Consider the following 16,544-nt stretch of genomic DNA (forward strand, 5'->3'; position numbering starts at 1 on the left):
AGGTTCATCGTTCGACTTGCATGTGTTAAGCACGCCGCCAGCGTTCGTCCTGAGCCAGGATCAAACTCTCCGTGAATGTTTACCGGTAATCCGGTGACACATCACGAGAGCGGAACAGTCGGAGGAATAGTCCGACCGTTCACAGCGTCCTCGCTGTGTTTTTCAAAGGAACCTCGACCATCGGATGTCCGATGGACGGGGTATCAACATATCTGGCGTTGACTTTTGGCACGCTGTTGAGTTCTCAAGGAACGGACGCTTCCTTTGTACTCACCCTCTCGGGCTTTCCTCCGGGCGCTTCCCTTCGGTCTTGCGTTTCCGACTCTATCAGATCTTTTCTCGATCCGATTTCCTCGGTGCTTTCCAGGTTCCCGCTCTCGCGTTTCCCTTTCCGGCGGTTCCGACTTTATCAGAACTTCCGGGCCGGTCAGACCGGCCATCCGTTTCCGATTTCATCGGGAGGGGCTTCGTCGGAATCCGAAATCGTATTCCGAGAAGCGGATAGGTTCTCAAAGGGTCACCGACCGGATCAGGTCCAGTCCCAGGCAACTGTTCGAATCTACCTCCCCGCGCGCTCCGTGTCAACGGCTCTTGCGGGGCGAAGAGGAGACTAGCAGCTCAGCGGGCGTGCCCGCACATCAGGCGGCGGTCGGCACGCTGGCGCTGCGTTCGGTCGGCTCAACGTCGCCGGTCTCGCCGGCACGGGCCGCGCGGCCGCCGAGGACGTAGACGTACGCCAGAAAGGCCAGCTCAGCCGCGACGCCGATGGTGATGCGGGCCCAGGTCGGCAGGCCCGAGGGGGTGACGAAGCCTTCGATGGCGCCGGAGACGAAGAGGACGAGGGCGAGGCCGATGGCCATGCCCACGGCTGCCCGGCCCTCCTCGGCGAGTGCCGTGCGGCGGGTGCGAGGGCCCGGGTCGATGAGAGTCCAGCCGAGACGGAGGCCGGTGCCGGCGGCGACGAAGACGGCAGTGAGTTCCAGCAGGCCGTGCGGCAGGACGAGGCCGAGGAAGGTGTCGAGGCGGCCGGCCGAGGACATCAGGCCGAAGCCGATGCCCAGGTTGAGCATGTTCAGGAAGAGGATCCAGATGACCGGGAGGCCTAGGAAGACACCCAGGACCAGGCAGAGAGCGGCAGCCTGGGCGTTGTTCGTCCAGACCTGCGCGGCGAAGGAGGCCGCGGGGTGAGTGGAGTAGTAGGCCTCGTACTCCCCGCCGGGTCGGGTCAGCTGGCGTAGTTCACTCGGGGCCGCGATCGTCGCCTGGACGTCCGGGTGAGTGCCGATCCACCAGCCCAGGAGGACCGCTACGAGGGTGGAGAGCAGTGCGGTGGGGACCCACCAGTGGCGGGATCGGTAGACGGCGGCGGGGAACCCGTATGTGAGGAAGCGGGTGACGTCACGCCAGGAGGCGCGGCGGGTGCCTGTGACGGCTCCACGCGCGCGTGCCACCAGTTGGCTCAGCCGGCCGGTCAGCTGGGGGTCGGGCGCGCTCGACTGGATCAGGGAGAGGTGGGTTGCCGTGCGCTGGTAGAGGGCGACGAGTTCGTCGACCTCGGGGCCGGTGAGCCGACGCTGGCGGCGGAGCAGGGCGTCCAGACGGTCCCACTCCGCGCGGTGGGCGGAGACGAAGACGTCGAGGTCCATCGTGTGTCTGCTCCTCGGCTGCTCGTCGGGGACTCGTCGTGGATGTCACGTCTTGGATGTCAGCTTGTCGTACTGGGGCGCGATGTGCGCTCAGCTTGGCAGACTGGCCGTTCGCGGGGCGGGCCAGGGGAAGGACGGCGGGCGTGAGTGAGCTGGTGACGGGCGAGGCGGTGGCGCTGGAGCTGCGCCCCGCGAGGCTGCCCAGCAGGGCGCTGGCCGTGCTGATCGATCTGATCGTGGTCGTGGTGGTCTACCTCGCCGTGTCCATACTGCTGCTCACGGCGACGGCTTCGCTGGACGAGGCGGCGCGGCGGGCGGTGTCTATCGCGACGTTCGTGCTGGTGCTGGTGGGTATCCCGATCGCGGTCGAGACGCTGAGCCACGGGCGTTCGCTGGGGAAGCTGGTGTGCGGACTGCGCGTGGTGCGGGATGACGGCGGGCCGATCCGGTTCCGGCACGCGCTGGTGCGCGGGGCGATCGGGGTTATCGAGATTCTGGTGACCTTCGGGGTCGTCGCCTGTATCGCCTCGCTGGTCTCGGCGCGGGGTCGGCGGCTCGGGGACGTGTTCGCGGGGACCTTGGTGGTGCGGGAGCGGGTGCCCGTGGCGCGGACGGGGTTCGTGGCGCCGCCTCCGCCCTGGCTCGCCGGACGGTTCTCGGGGCTGGATCTCTCCGCCGTACCGGACGGGCTGTGGCTGGCCGTGCGCCAGTACCTGTCGCGGATGCAGCAGCTCGATCCGCAGGTGGGGTCGGCCATGGCGGAACGTCTCGCCGCCGACCTCTCGGCTCGGACGGGTGCTCCGGTGCCGCCGGGGATACCTCCGGCCGCTTATCTGGCGGCGGTGTTGCAGGAACGGCAGGCCCGGGAGGTGCGGCGGGCGTACGGGAACGGTTCGGCGGTCGCCGGTGCCGGGCAGCCGGCCGGGGGTTCGGCGACCGGTGCATACGGTGCTTACGGTGCGCCTGCGGGGCCTGGAACGTTTGCCCCGCCTTTCTCCTCCGTCTCAGGTGGTACAGCAGGCGCTCCCTACGCCGGTCCGGTAGAGGCGGCGGCTCCCTCTCGCGACGGGAGTGCCTCCCCGCACGCCGCGTCTTCGCAGCCAGCGCCTGTGCGAGGAGAAGGCGCGCCGACAGAGCCACCCGCCACCGGGTTCGTACCGCCGGCGTGAGTCACCGGCTGTCGTCGCGTCGGCTCAGTCGAACACGGACGGCGGTGACTCCAGGTCCTCCAGCTCGATACCGGGGGCGGCGAGCACCACGTCGCCGGCGATGTGCACGGCGTGCTGCTCGCCCGTGTCCAGGGCTGTGACCTGGTATTCGTCCACGGTCAGAGGGCCGTTGTCAGTGGCGTGTGTTTCTCTGTTCACCAGGGCCCAGGACTGGTCGACGGTGCGTGGGGCGAGGACCGGGTCCGTGAAGGCGACGAGGCGTACGCGGGTGGCCGAGCCGGAGGGGGTGAGACGCAGGAGACGGGCGGTGGCGATGAGAAACGCGGGGGATGTGCCGGTGAAGGCGTGGGCGCGGACGTTGCCTTCCGTGGCGTGATTGCCGGTGGGGTCCGTGCGGACCCAGGTGACGCCGTCCAGGGCGGCACCGCGCACCTGCCAGCCGCCTGCGTGGAGTTCGAGGCGGATGGGGCGGCCCAGTTCGTCGAGGGCGAGGTCGACGGAGCCGCGGTGGTCGCCGGAGGGGGTCGTCAGCTGGGAGACGTAGCGCCAGCCGGAGGGGCCGGGGGCGCAGTGGAAGTGCTCTTCTGCGAAGGGGGTGTGATCGTGCGGATCGAGGAGCGAATAACGGCCGCGGGGCATGGGGGTCCTGGGGTGTGACGGGTGGTCCGGTCCGGCCAAAGGGGCAGGCCCCCGGCACGGGGGTGCGGGGGCCTGCCTCGGAGGACCTGCTGCCGGGCGGCGCGCCAGTGCACGGGCGCGCCGTCCGGCGGGCGGGGCCGCGACTCAGTGACGGGACTCAGTAGCGGTAGTGGTCCGGCTTGTACGGGCCCTCGACCTTCACGCCGATGTACTCGGCCTGCTCGGGGCGGAGCGTGGTCAGCTTCACGCCGAGCGCGTCCAGGTGGAGGCGGGCGACCTTCTCGTCGAGGTGCTTGGGCAGCACGTAGACACCGGTCGGGTACGCGTCGGGCTTGGTGAACAGCTCGATCTGGGCCAGGGTCTGGTCCGCGAAGGAGTTGGACATCACGAACGACGGGTGACCGGTGGCGTTGCCCAGGTTCAGCAGACGGCCCTCGGACAGCACGATGATCTTCTTGCCGTCGGGGAACGTCCAGGTGTGGACCTGCGGCTTGATCTCGTCCTTGACGATGCCGGGCACCTTGGCCAGGCCGGCCATGTCGATCTCGTTGTCGAAGTGACCGATGTTGCCGACGATGGCCTGGTGCTTCATCTTGGCCATGTCGGCGGCCATGATGATGTCCTTGTTGCCGGTCGTGGTGATGAAGATGTCGGCCTTGTCGACGACCTCGTCGAGGGTCGTGACCTGGTAGCCGTCCATCGCCGCCTGGAGCGCGCAGATCGGGTCGATCTCGGTGACGATCACGCGGGCGCCCTGGCCGCGCAGGGACTCGGCGCAGCCCTTGCCCACGTCGCCGTAGCCGCACACGACCGCGGTCTTGCCGCCGATCAGGGTGTCGGTGGCGCGGTTGATGCCGTCGACCAGGGAGTGGCGGCAGCCGTACTTGTTGTCGAACTTCGACTTGGTGACGGCGTCGTTGACGTTGATCGCCGGGAACAGGAGGGTGCCTTCGCGCTGCATCTCGTACAGGCGGTGGACACCGGTCGTGGTCTCCTCCGTGACGCCGCGGATCTCGGACGCCAGGTGGGTCCACTTCTGGGGGTTCTCGCCCAGGGTGCGGGTCAGCAGTTCGAGGATGACGCGGTGCTCCTCGGACTCGGCGGTGTCGGGCGAGGGGACCTTGCCGTCCTTCTCGTACTCGACGCCCTTGTGGACGAGGAGGGTGGCGTCACCACCGTCGTCCAGGATCATGTTCGGGCCGCCGGTGGGGCTGTCCGGCCAGGTCAGAGCCTGCTCGGTGCACCACCAGTACTCCTCCAGGGTCTCGCCCTTCCAGGCGAAGACCGGGACGCCCTGCGGGTTGTCGGGCGTGCCGTTCGGGCCGACGGCGATCGCGGCGGCGGCGTGGTCCTGGGTGGAGAAGATGTTGCAGGAGGCCCAGCGGACCCGCGCGCCCAGGGCGACGAGGGTCTCGATGAGGACGGCGGTCTGCACGGTCATGTGCAGGGAGCCGGTGATGCGGGCGCCCGCCAGCGGCTGCGCCTCGGCGTACTCCTTGCGGATCGCCATCAGGCCGGGCATCTCGTGCTCGGCGAGGGTGATCTCCTTGCGGCCGAACTCGGCCAGGGAAAGGTCGGCGACCTTGAAGTCCTGTCGGTTCTCGACAGTCGTCATTACGAGCTGCTCCTCGGGATCGGGTCGAGGTGGGTACGGCTGGTCTGCGCGGCGGCGGACACCGGGGTGCCCGAAGAGGACACAGGCATGCCCGCGTACGCGCAGCGCAGTCCGTCGGAGGCCCTCTCTCCCTCGGTCGATCCGCGGTGGGATCGCCCGACCGCCATCAGCAGCGACGTCTGGCTCCGTCCCAAGCTACACCGGACGGCCCGCCCGTCCCCAGTCCGCAGTCGAACACATCACGCCGTTCCCGGGACGGGACGGGTGTTGCAGGATGCGGGGGTCCCCTGTGACGACGTAAGGAGAACGACGTGACCAGTCCGGCCGGACCTCCCCCCACCGGCGGCGGTGGCGAGGGCAGGCGGTTGAAGCTGCTCGCCGTGACCGCGTGCCCGACCGGCATCGCGCACACGTACATGGCGGCGGAGAAGCTCGCGCAGGCCGCGGAGCGCCGCGGTATCGAGATGAAGGTGGAGACCCAAGGCTCGATCGGGGCCGAAAATGTACTTCATGACAACGATGTCAGATACGCCGACGGCGTCATCGTCGCCGCGGACAAGGATGTGGACCTGAGTCGTTTCGCGGGCAAGCGGGTGCTCGCGGTCGGGGTCGCGGAGGGCATCCACCACCCCGAGCGGCTGATCGAGCAGGTGCTGTCGGCGCCGGTGCACACGCCGGAGGGCGCCGCGGCGCCGGGCCCCGCCAGTGGTGGCGGCGGCAGGGAGCGGAGCGTCGCGTACAAGGCGCTGATGAACGGGGTCAGTTACATGATCCCGTTCGTCGTGGTCGGCGGGCTGCTCATCGCGATCTCGCTGTCGCTCGGCGGCCACACCGACCCGTCCGGCGGTCTGGTCATCCCGAAGGACTCCTTCTGGATGGACGTGAACAACGTCGGCGTCATCGGCTTCACGCTGATGGTGCCGATCCTCTCCGGCTACATCGCCTACGCGATCGGCGACCGGCCCGCGCTGGTGCCGGGCATGATCGGCGGGTGGATCGCCAACACCGGTGAGCTGTACGACTCCGAGGCGGGGGCGGGCTTCATCGGGGCGATCGTGACCGGGTTCCTCGCCGGGTATCTGGTAGTCGGGATCAAGAAGGTCCGGGTGCCGAAGTTCGTGCAGCCGATCATGCCGATCATCGTGATCCCGATCGTGGCGACGACCGCGCTGGGGCTGTTCTTCATCTACGTCGTCGGGCAGCCGATCTCCTGGGTGTTCGAGCATCTGACCAGCTGGCTGAGCGGGATGACCGGGACGAGCGCGGTGCTGCTCGGGGCGGTCCTCGGGCTCATGATCGCGTTCGACATGGGCGGGCCGGTGAACAAGACGGCGTTCCTGTTCGGTGCCGGGCTCATCGCGACCGGCAACCAGACGGTCATGGGCATGTGCGCGGCCGCGATCCCGGTGATGCCGCTGGGGCAGGGCCTGGCCACGCTGATACGGCGACGGCTGTACACCGAGCAGGAGCGGGAGACCGGGCTGGCGGCGCTCTTCATGGGCTGCTTCGGTATCTCCGAGGGCGCGATCCCGTTCGCGGCGGCACGGCCCGCGCAGGTCATCCCGGCCAACATGCTGGGCGGCGCGGTGGCCGGCGCGATCGCCGGGCTCGCCGGAGTGGAGGACGCGGTGCCGCACGGCGGGCCGATCGTGGCGGTGCTGGGCGCGGTGAGCGGGGTGCCGATGTTCTTCGTGGCCGTGCTGATCGGCTCGGCGGTGACCGGGGTGGCGACCGTGGCGCTGATCGGCCTCGGCGAGCGCAGGCGGGGGCTCGGTGACTCCGGGAGCGGCGGGGTGACCGCCGGTGCCGAGGCCGCGCTGGTCGGCGTGGGCGCGAGTGCCGGGGCGGGTGCGGCGCCGGGCGTGGGGAGTGTCGTAGCGGAGCGCGCTGTGAGTGGCGACCCGACTGCGGCGAGGGGGCGGTCGGCCGTCGCCGCCTCGCAAGCGGACCCCGCGGACCCCGCGGACCCTGTGGACCCTGCGGGCCCTGCGGACAACGAGTACGGCGAGGACGACGAGGTGCTCTCCGGTCATCTGACCCGGCGGACGGTGCGGGTGCGTCTCGACGCCCGGGACAAGGAGTCCGCGATCCGGGAGATGGCCGGGCTGCTGGCGCGCAGCGGCAGGGTCGCGGACGTGGACGAGCTGGTGCGGACGGCGCTGCGGCGGGAGGAGCAGGGCACGACCGGGCTCGGCGAGGAGATCGCGATACCGCACGCCAAGACGGACGCCGTGACCGCGCCGGTGGTCGGCTTCGCGCGCTCCGCGGAGGGCGTCGAGTGGGACTCGCTGGACGGTACGAAGGCGAGGCTGGTGTTCATGATCGCCGTACCGGAGGCGGCGGCGGGTGACGAGCATCTGCGGATTCTGGCGCTGCTGTCGCGGAAGCTGATGGACTCCGCGTTCCGGGAGCGGCTGCTGGGCGCACCGGACGAGACGGCGGTGCTGGAGGGGTTGCGCGAGGTGCGGTAGGGCCGTGGGCCGCCCCGTGCGTACGACTCGCTGCGGGGCGGCCGCTAGCCTCTGCGTCCGCGGATGTGCCGCATGGGGAGGGAGAGCCGGGGTGGACGAGATACGCCGTGTCACGGTGGTGGCGTGGCTGGTGGGGTTCCTGGGTGTGGCGCTGATGGCCACGTCCCTGGTGAGCCTGAGCAAGGGCTACAAGCTGGCCACCGTGGGGGGCGAGAGCATGACGCCCACGTACGACGTCGGGGATCCCGTGATCGTCGAGCGCATCGGCGCGGACGAGGTGCGGCGGGGCGATGTGGTGCTGTACGGGGCGCCGGAGCGCTATCGGGACGCGAACGTCGTGCAACGGGTGATCGGTGTGGGCGGCGACCGGGTGGTGTGCTGCGTGAGGGCCGCGGGGACGGCCGAGGAGCGGATCGTGCGCAACGGGACGGCGCTCGTGGAGCCGTACGTCCGGGACGGCGTCGGGGACGGGATGCACAAGCCGTACGACGTGCGGGTCCCGGACGGGCGGCTGTTCCTGCCCGGTGCTGCTCGCCCTGCTTCTGCTGCTCGGGCTCGTGCTGCTGGTCGGCGCGGTGATCCTGGCGATCGCGGCGCGGAACGTGCGGCGGCGGCCGTCGGTGCTCACGCGGTGGTGGCCGGAACATCTGTGACGCCTACGACAAGGGCCCTGCCGCTCGGGTGAGTGGCAGGGCCCCTTGTGCGTCTCAGGCTTCGTTCGGGCTTCGTTCAGGCTTCGTTCAGGTCAGTGGCCGGCGCCGTGCTGCGTCGGGCCGCCCGGGGTGGCCTCCGGGTCGGCGCCCCTGGCGGCCTCGGCCTCGCTGTAGATGTCCGGTTCGAGGTAGATGACGCGGGCGATCGGGACGGCCTCGCGGATACGGACCTCGGCGGCGTCGATGGCGGTGGCGATCTCGGTGGCCGTGTCCTCGTGCCGGACGGCGATCTTGGCGGCGACCAGCAGCTCCTCCGGGCCGAGGTGGAGCGTACGCATGTGGATGACGCGGGTGACGGTGGCGCCGTCGACGAGCGCGGCCTCGATCTTCTGGACCTCTTCCAGGCCCGCGGCCTCGCCGAGGAGCAGCGACTTGGTCTCGGCGGCCAGGACGAGCGCGATCAGGATGAGCAGCACACCGATGCAGAGGGTGCCGATGCCGTCCCAGACGCCGTCGCCGGTGATGAGCGCGAGGCCCACGCCGCCGAGGGCGAGGATCAGACCGACGAGCGCGCCGAGGTCCTCCAGGAGGACGACCGGCAGCTCAGGAGCCTTGGCGTGGCGGACGAACTCCTTCCAGGACTTCTTGCCGCGCACGACGTTGGACTCCTTGATGGCCGTACGGAAGGAGAACGCCTCGGCGATGATCGCGAAGACCAGGACGCCGACCGGCCAGTACCAGTGCTCGATCTCGTGCGGGTGCTTGATCTTCTCGTAGCCCTCGTAGATGGCGAACATGCCGCCGACGGAGAAGAGGACGATCGAGACGAGGAAGGCGTAGATGTACCGCTCGCGGCCGTAGCCGAAGGGGTGCTGCGGGGTCGCCTCGCGCTGGGCCTTCTTGCCGCCGAGAAGCAGCAGGCCCTGGTTGCCGGAGTCGGCGAGGGAGTGCACCGACTCGGCGAGCATCGAGGACGAGCCACTGAAGAGGAACGCCACGAACTTCGCTGCCGCGATCGAGAGGTTGGCGAGCAATGCCGCCACGATCGCCTTGGTACCGCCTGACGCGCTCATGTGGTCGCGTTGTCCCTTCGTACGTACGCCGCTGCGGGGCTTTGCCCGTCCTTGACGGTGGGCCATTGTTGCAGCACGCGCGCGGAGGCCGCGCAGGGCTGCCCTTACGGCGCCCTTAGGGCGACCATACCCGCCCTTTTCGGGCCGTCAGGCGACGACCGTGGCCCTGAAGAGCGTGCCGGAGCCGGACACTTCGGCCTTCTCTCCCGCCGGCACGAAGACGGACTGCCCGGGGCGGAGCCGGTGCTCGCCGGCCTGGACCGCGCCGGCCGTGCACAGCAGGATCTGCGGGGTGGGACGGGTGAGGTCGTGGCCGGCGCCGCCCTCCGGGAGGACGTACCGGGAGAGCCGGAACTCGTCGATCGGGGTCTCGTAGACCTCCTCGCCGTCCGGGGAGGCCTCCGGGCGCAGCACGCCCGGGTCGGTCGGCTCGAAGCGGACGACGCGCAGGAGTTCGGGGACGTCGACGTGCTTGGGGGTCAGGCCGCAGCGCAGGACGTTGTCGGAGTTGGCCATGATCTCGACGCCGAGGCCGTTCAGATACGCGTGCGGGATGCCGGCGCCGAGGAAGAGGGCCTCGCCGGGCTGGAGCCGGACGCGGTTGAGCAGCATGGCGGCGATGACGCCCGGGTCGCCCGGGTAGTGGTGGGCGATGTCGGCGTACGGGGCGTAGGCGCCGCCGAGGCGGGTGGCGGCGGCGGTGGCCTCGGCGACCGTGTGGGCCATCTCCTCGCGGTCGGCGGTGAGGACGGCGGTCAGCATCTCGCGCAGGGCCGCGTCCTCGGGGTGGGCGTGCAGCAGGTCGACGTACGGCTTGAGGGAGTCGACGCCGAGGCCGTCGAGGAGGTCGGCGGCCTGGACCGGGTCGCGGAAGCCGCACAGGCCGTCGAACTCGGTGAGCGCGCAGATCAGTTCGGGCTTGTGGTTGGCGTCCTTGTAGTTGCGGTGCGGGGCGTCCACGGGGATGCCGCGGCGCTCCTCGTCCTCGTAGCCCTCCTTGGCCTGGGCCAGGTCGGGGTGCACCTGGAGGGAGAGGGGGGCGCCGGCGGCGAGGATCTTGAGGAGGAAGGGCAGCCGGGGGCCGAACTTGGCGACAGCCGACTGGCCCAGCTCCTGTTCCGGGTTCGCGTCGATGACCTCGACCAGCGTGCCGCGCGGGGTGCGCGAGGGCGCGCCCGGGTGGGCGCCCATCCACATCTCCGCCTGGGGTTCGCCGGTCGGCTCGACACCGAGCAGCTGCGGGATCGCGGTCGTGGAGCCCCAAGCGTAGGGGCGGATGGTGTTGTCGAGGCGGTCCATGGCGATCTCTGGGTTCTTTCTGCCGGTTGTCGGTGCGTACGGCGTCCTGCGGGGCGCGTACGACGCTGACGGCGCGGGCCTGCGGGCCTACGGCGGTCAGGGGGTCCTGGGAAAGATCAGGCCCTCGAGGCGAGCGCCAGGTAAACGGCGGCGAAATCCGTGATGGCGATCAGTTCCGCCAGGGTCTCCAGTTCGCCGCCCGGGTCCGGCTCCAGTTCGCTGATCGGCGTGTCGTGGCTGAGGGCCAGGTCACGGGCGGCGGGGGCCGCGGTGAGGCCGGCGATCGGGCGGTCGCGCAGCAGGACCACGCGCGCGTGGAGCGCGGGTGGCTCCTCGACGCGGTCGCGGAAGAAGTCTTCCGGGTTGGCGCGGGCGGCGAGCGGGCCGGCGAGCAGGGCGCTGTGCGCGGCGAGCGCCTCGGGCAGTTCGGCGACGACGGCGGGGGTGCCGGACAGCTCCGCGAGGGCCGCGGCGAAACGGCGGCCCGCGGGGCCCGCGGAAGTGCCCTCGGTCCAGATCAGCGGGAGCGCGTCGGCCAGCTCGGCGGCGAGGGTTTTCGCCGGGTTGCTGTACGTGGCGATGGCCGGGCCGCAGCGCTCGGCGATGTGGTCGAGGCGGTCGGCGACCTTGTCCAGGGCGTCGGTGGAGGCGCCCAGCAGGCCGATGCGGTCCAGGAGCGCCAGGAGGGGCGTGAGAAGGGCCCACAGGACGCCGGGCGCGGAGGCGGCCAGGGGCTCGTCCTGCTCGTACGGGGCCGTGGCCATCGGTACGAAGAGACCGTGGGCGCCGGCGGCGGCCTCGGCGACCGGGGTGCCGGCGGGGGCGACGGCGACGACCGCGCAGCCGCGGCGGTAGGCCTGCTCGGCGAGCAGGGCGAGGCCCGGTTCGGTGCCGTCCGGGGTGGCGATCAGCAGCAGGTCGACGGAGCCGGCCCAGCCGGGGAGCTCCCAGCGCAGGGCTCCGGCCGCCGGGGCGACGCCGGTCGGGGCGAGGCGGGTGACCGGGCTGCCGGGGCCGGCGAGGGTGCCGAGGAGGTCGGCGGCGTGGGTCGCGGCGGCGCCCGGGCCGGCGATCAGGACCGCGCGGGGGCGGCCGTCGGGCTTCAGGTCGCCGATGCCGGCCTCGGCGGCGTGCCGGGCCGCGGTACGGACGCGGGCGCCGGCCTCGGCGGCGCCGCGCAGCAGGCCGCGGTGGTCGGCCTGGGCCAGGGCCTCGGGGGTGTCGAGCAGCGATTCGTCGAGCATGGGCGGCAGCCTCCGAACGCCGGGTCGTCTGTGCGGGTCGCCTGTTGCCTGTGGTGCGGGTGCTCTTGTGCGTGGGTCGCCTCTGGGCGGGAGTCTGTCCGGCGCCGGGGCGGGTTACGCCGGGCGGCGGGCCTCGTCGACGAGGAGGACGGGGATGCCGTCGCGGACGGGGTACGCCAGGCCGCAGTCCTGGCCGGTGCAGATCAGCTCGGTGTCCTGCTCCTTGAGGGGGGCGTGGCAGGCCGGGCAGGCGAGGATCTCCAGGAGGCCGGCTTCGAGCGGCATGGGGTTCCCTTCGGGGTGGGGTGGCTGTGGGCGCGGTCGTGGTGCTGTACGGCTCCGTGTGCGGATGTGCCTGGTCAGCGTACCGCCGTGGGGGGTGGTGTGCCGGGGTTGGGCGGGGGTGGGTGGGGGCGGGCGTCGAGGGAATTCGCCCCCGCCGCCCTCACCCATTCCCTTCCCCAGGGGCTCCGCCCCTTCGACCCCGGCGGGGGCTCGGCTCCTGGAACCTATAAGGGCCTCCGCCCTCCGATCCCGGCGGGGGGCTCGGCTCCTGGAACCCATGAGGGACTTCGCACTCCGATCCCGGCGGGGGCTTCGCCCCCTGCACCCCCAGGGGTGGCGGGGCTCGGATCCGACTGCGAGCTTTGCTGCTGGGCTCCGGCCCTGAACTCCGGCGGGGCATCGTCCCCTACACCCCAGGGACGGCGCGGCTCAGATCCGACTGCGAGCTTTGCTGCTGGGGCTCCGCCCCTGAACCCTGACGGGGGCTTCGCCCCCTGCACCCCGGCGGTTCGGGTCCCCGGGCTGCGGCTGCGGCTGCTGTGCCCCTTCGCCCCCGCCAAAGCCTCCGCCCCGGTCCCCGGCGGGGGCCTCGCCCCCCGGCGTGGCGGGGCTCGGGTCCGGGCTGCGGCTGCGCTGCTCTGCCCCCCTCGACCCCGCCAAAGGCTTAGCCCCTAACTCCGGGCGGAGGCTTCGCCCCTACCCCCCCCCCACGGCTGGCAGGGCTCGGATCCGGCTGCGGGCTTCGCTGCCGGGGCTCCGCCCCCGAACCCCGGCGGGGCATCGCCCCCTGCACCCCCAGAATGTCGGGGCTCGGATCCGGGGCAGGGGCTGCGCTGCTCTGCCCCCTCGACCCCGCCAGAGGCTCCGCCCCGGGCCCGGGCGGGGGCCTCGCACCCTGCACTCCCAGAAGCGGCGGTTCGGGTCCGGGCAGGGGCGGGGCTTCGCTGCTGTGTGCCGCGGTGGCGGGGCGAGGGCCGGAGCCCGGCGCCCCCACGGCGGTCGGAGCTGGGCGGGGGCTCCCCCGGCCCGGGCGGGGCCACGGCTGGACCTGGGCTGGTTCAGGGCCTGGAGCACCGCCCCCCGGGACAGGCGATCCAGGGCTCGCCGAGGCGCAGCCGGGACCCCGACGCGCAGTCAGCCCGGGACACGCCGCGATAGGCCGGCGTGCCCGGGGCGGGCGTGTGGCGCTGCGCACGGAGTCGGACGCCCCGGGGCGCAGGTCGGCTGCGGGCAGGTGGGTGGGTCAGGCGCGGATGATCGTCAGGACCTCGTCGCGGATCTTGGCCATCGTCGCCTCGTCGCGGGCCTCGGCGTTGAGGCGGAGGAGGGGCTCGGTGTTGGAGGGGCGGACGTTGAACCACCAGTCGGCGGCGGTGACGGTGAGGCCGTCGAGTTCGTCGAGGGTGACGCCCTCGCGGGACTCGAACGCCGTCTTCAGCGCGGCGAGGCGGGCCGACTGGTCGTCGACCGTGGAGTTGATCTCGCCCGAGCCGGCGTAGCGGTCGTACTGGGCGACCAGGCCGGACAGGGGGCCCTCCTGGCCGCCCAGCGCCGCCAGGACGTGCAGGGCGGCCAGCATGCCCGTGTCGGCGTTCCAGAAGTCGCGGAAGTAGTAGTGCGCGGAGTGTTCGCCGCCGAAGATCGCGCCCGTGCGCGCCATTTCCGCCTTGATGAAGGAGTGGCCCACGCGGGTGCGGACCGGCGTGCCCCCGTTCTCGCGCACGACCTCCGGGACGGACCAGGACGTGATCAGGTTGTGGATGATCGTGCCCTCACCGCCGTTCTTGGCGAGTTCGCGGGAGGCGACCAGGGCGGTGATGGCGGACGGGGAGACCGGGTCGCCGTGCTCGTCGACCACGAAGCAGCGGTCGGCGTCGCCGTCGAAGGCGATGCCGAGGTCGGCGCCCTCCTCGCGGACCCGCTGCTGGAGGTCCACGATGTTCGCCGGGTCCAGCGGGTTCGCCTCGTGGTTGGGGAACGTGCCGTCCAGTTCGAAGTACATGGGGACGAGGGTCAGGGGCAGGCCCGCGAAGACCGTGGGGACCGTGTGGCCGCCCATGCCGTTGCCCGCGTCGACGACGACCTTCAGGGGGCGGATGGAGGTCAGGTCGACGAGCGAGCGGAGGTGGGCCGCGTAGTCCTCCAACGTGTCCCGCTGCGTGATCGTTCCCCGGGTCGCCGCCGCTTCCGGGGCGCCCGACTCCGTCCAGCGCTCGACCAGTTCGCGGATCTCCGCCAGGCCCGTGTCCTGGCCCACCGGGGCCGCGCCCGCGCGGCACATCTTGATGCCGTTGTACTGGGCCGGGTTGTGCGAGGCGGTGAACATCGCGCCGGGCAGGTTCAGCGCGCCCGAGGCGTAGTACAGCTGGTCGGTGGAGCACAGGCCGATCTCGGTGACGTCGACGCCCCGTGCCGCCGCGCCGCGCGCGAAGGCGCGGGACAGGCCCGGCGACGACGGGCGCATGTCGTGACCGATCACGATCGCGTCCGCGCCGGTCACCTGGGCGAAGGCCGCCCCGAAGAGCTCGGCCAGCGACTCGTCCCACTGGTCGGGTACGACCCCGCGCACGTCGTACGCCTTCACGATCTGTGACAGATCAGCAGCCACGGCCAACCCTCCTGAAAGTCCTGTCGGTCACCACAAACTACCCGCCCGCACCGACATCGCGCTGGGTGGTCCGGCGAGCGGACGCACAACGTAATCTCAGGTCAGGGCAGCATCCAGGCCAGTACCGGCGCACTCTGGCCGACCACGATCAGGCACATCACCAGCAGCAGCGCCAGGCTCCACGGCAGCACCCTGCGCAGCAGGTCGCCCTCGCGGCCCGCGAGTCCGACGGCGGCGCAGGCGATGGTGAGGTTCTGCGGCGAGATCATCTTGCCGAGGACGCCGCCCGAACTGTTCGCGGCGGCCAGGAGTTCCGGCGAGAGCCCCGACTCGCGGGCCGCGGTCACCTGAAGGGCGCCGAAGAGGGCGTTGGCGGAGGTGTCGGAGCCGGTGACGGCCACCCCGAACCAGCCGAGTACCGGAGAGAGGAAGGCAAGGCCCGCGCCGGCGGCCGCTACGAAGTGACCGATGGTGGCCGCCTGCCCGGAGAGGTTCATGACGTACGCGAGCGCCAGGACGGACGTCACGGTCAGGATCGCGAACCTCAACTCGTGGACCGTGGCGGCCCATTCCCTGACCGCCACGCGCGCGTGAACCCCGATCACCGCCGCCGTGCACACCCCCGCGAGCAGGACGAGGGTGCCGCCCGTCGAGACGATCGGCCAGGTGAAGACGTTGCCGCCGACCGGCTCCCCGCCCGGTCCCGTCACATCCAGGAAGGGCCAGTCGTACGTCTGCGTCGCCCTCGCCAGCCAGTCTTTGACCGCCGGGATCTGCGCCGCCGAGAACACCGCGACGATGAGGGCGTACGGCGCGTAGGCCCGCAGCACCTCTCCGCGCGGGTCGTCCTCGTCCAGCTCCTCGCTCCGTACGCCCGTCAGCACGCGCGCGCGTACGGGCTCGGCGGCGGGCCTGCGCGCCCGCGGTACGGCCACCAAAGCGCCCGCGCCCGCCAAGGCGGCGCCGATGTCGGCCAGTTGTGCGGAGACGTGGTTCGACGCGGCGAACTGGGCGACGGCGAAGGCCGCGCCGCAGGCGAGCGCGGGCAGCCAGGTCTCGCGCAGGCCGCGCCGCCCGTCCACGAGCCAGACCAGCACCAGAGGCACCACCAGGGCGAGCAACGGCGTCTGACGGCCCACCACGGACGCGACCTCGTCCAACGGCAGCCCGGTCACCTGGGCCAGTGTCACGACGGGCGTGCCCATGGCGCCGAACGCCACGGGCGCGGTGTTGGCGACCAGCGCGACCACCGCCGCGCGTACCGGTTCGAAGCCGAGCGCCACGAGCATGACGGCGGAGATCGCGACGGGCGCGCCGAATCCGGCGAGGGCCTCCAGCAGAGCGCCGAAGCAGAAGGCGACGACGAGCGCCTGGATGCGCGGGTCGCCGGACAGGCGGCCGAAGGAGCGGCGCAGGATGTCGAAGTGGCGGGTGCGGACGGTCATCCGGTACACCCACAGGGCGTTGACGACGATCCACAGGATGGGGAAGAGCCCGAAGGCGGCGCCCTGAGCGGCGCTGGAGAGGGTTTGCCCGAGCGGCATGCCGTACACGAGCCAGGCGACGAGAACGGCCGCGAGAAGGCCGATCAGACCCGCCCGGTGGGCCTTCATCCGCACGCCTCCGAGCAGGACGAGGACGATCACCAGGGGCAGAGCCGCGACGAGGGCGGACAGGGCGAGCGAGTGGGCGACGGGTTCCAGTTCCTGGACGTACACGGACGCCTCCCCGGATTCCGCGATGCGGAAAGCGATTTCTCACGGGTAAACGGAATCGTCGTGTCCGCGACAACGGCACGTCAATGCCCGTGCGTCACTCACTCACAGAGGGGATGGGTGTACG

12 protein-coding genes and 1 rRNA gene are annotated in these 16,544 nt (G+C 71.5%); 3 read left to right on the forward strand and 10 right to left on the reverse strand.

Going from position 1 to position 16,544, the window contains the following annotated elements; all coding sequences use genetic code 11:
- Together ACZ42A_RS10505 and ACZ42A_RS10510 are read right to left on the reverse strand one after the other, a co-directional pair.
- Positions 1-76, reverse strand: a 16S ribosomal RNA gene (locus ACZ42A_RS10505); the annotation flags it as partial.
- Positions 77-638: 562 nt separating this feature from the next.
- Positions 639-1,646: a stage II sporulation protein M gene (locus tag ACZ42A_RS10510; RefSeq protein WP_468526783.1), complete on the reverse strand. Its 1,008-nt coding sequence runs from the start codon at positions 1,644-1,646 to the stop codon at positions 639-641.
- Positions 1,647-1,789: 143 nt separating this feature from the next.
- On the opposite strand from ACZ42A_RS10510, the gene ACZ42A_RS10515 reads away from it, so the two are divergent.
- Positions 1,790-2,815, forward strand: coding sequence for an RDD family protein (locus ACZ42A_RS10515; protein ID WP_468526784.1), 1,026 nt, complete (start codon positions 1,790-1,792; stop codon positions 2,813-2,815).
- A 24-nt stretch (positions 2,816-2,839) separates the two neighbouring features.
- Here the strand turns inward: ACZ42A_RS10515 and ACZ42A_RS10520 are convergent, their stop codons facing one another.
- A complete protein-coding gene (locus ACZ42A_RS10520) occupies positions 2,840-3,454 on the reverse strand; it encodes a hypothetical protein (protein WP_468526785.1) in 615 nt (204 codons plus the stop codon).
- 157 nt (positions 3,455-3,611) lie between these two features.
- Positions 3,612-5,069, reverse strand: coding sequence for an adenosylhomocysteinase (gene ahcY, locus ACZ42A_RS10525; protein WP_468526786.1), 1,458 nt, complete (start codon positions 5,067-5,069; stop codon positions 3,612-3,614).
- A 311-nt stretch (positions 5,070-5,380) separates the two neighbouring features.
- On the opposite strand from ahcY, the gene ACZ42A_RS10530 reads away from it, so the two are divergent.
- Positions 5,381-7,540, forward strand: coding sequence for a fructose-specific PTS transporter subunit EIIC (locus ACZ42A_RS10530; protein WP_468526787.1), 2,160 nt, complete (start codon positions 5,381-5,383; stop codon positions 7,538-7,540).
- A gap of 91 nt (positions 7,541-7,631) precedes the next feature.
- Complete coding sequence (gene lepB, locus ACZ42A_RS10535) at positions 7,632-8,225, forward strand: signal peptidase I (protein ID WP_468526788.1); 594 nt, start codon at positions 7,632-7,634, stop codon at positions 8,223-8,225.
- Positions 8,226-8,285: 60 nt separating this feature from the next.
- Here lepB and ACZ42A_RS10540 read toward each other — a convergent pair whose 3' ends face one another.
- From ACZ42A_RS10540 to ACZ42A_RS10565, 6 genes are all read right to left on the reverse strand, one after another.
- On the reverse strand, positions 8,286-9,266 hold the full coding sequence (locus ACZ42A_RS10540) for a cation diffusion facilitator family transporter (RefSeq protein WP_468526789.1): 981 nt from the start codon (positions 9,264-9,266) through the stop codon (positions 8,286-8,288).
- A 147-nt stretch (positions 9,267-9,413) separates the two neighbouring features.
- The gene (manA, locus tag ACZ42A_RS10545) at positions 9,414-10,565 is read right to left on the reverse strand and encodes a mannose-6-phosphate isomerase, class I (protein ID WP_468526790.1); all 1,152 of its coding nucleotides are present in this window, start codon (positions 10,563-10,565) and stop codon (positions 9,414-9,416) included.
- 116 nt (positions 10,566-10,681) lie between these two features.
- Positions 10,682-11,809, reverse strand: coding sequence for an SIS domain-containing protein (locus ACZ42A_RS10550; protein ID WP_468526791.1), 1,128 nt, complete (start codon positions 11,807-11,809; stop codon positions 10,682-10,684).
- A 114-nt stretch (positions 11,810-11,923) separates the two neighbouring features.
- Complete coding sequence (locus tag ACZ42A_RS10555; protein ID WP_007382472.1) at positions 11,924-12,094, reverse strand: Trm112 family protein; 171 nt, start codon at positions 12,092-12,094, stop codon at positions 11,924-11,926.
- 1,243 nt (positions 12,095-13,337) lie between these two features.
- Positions 13,338-14,702, reverse strand: coding sequence for a phosphomannomutase/phosphoglucomutase (locus tag ACZ42A_RS10560; RefSeq protein WP_468526792.1), 1,365 nt, complete (start codon positions 14,700-14,702; stop codon positions 13,338-13,340).
- A 101-nt stretch (positions 14,703-14,803) separates the two neighbouring features.
- On the reverse strand, positions 14,804-16,420 hold the full coding sequence (locus ACZ42A_RS10565) for an L-lactate permease (protein ID WP_468526793.1): 1,617 nt from the start codon (positions 16,418-16,420) through the stop codon (positions 14,804-14,806).
- Positions 16,421-16,544 lie beyond the last annotated feature (124 nt).

The organism is Streptomyces sp. NPDC030838 (assembly GCF_055572035.1).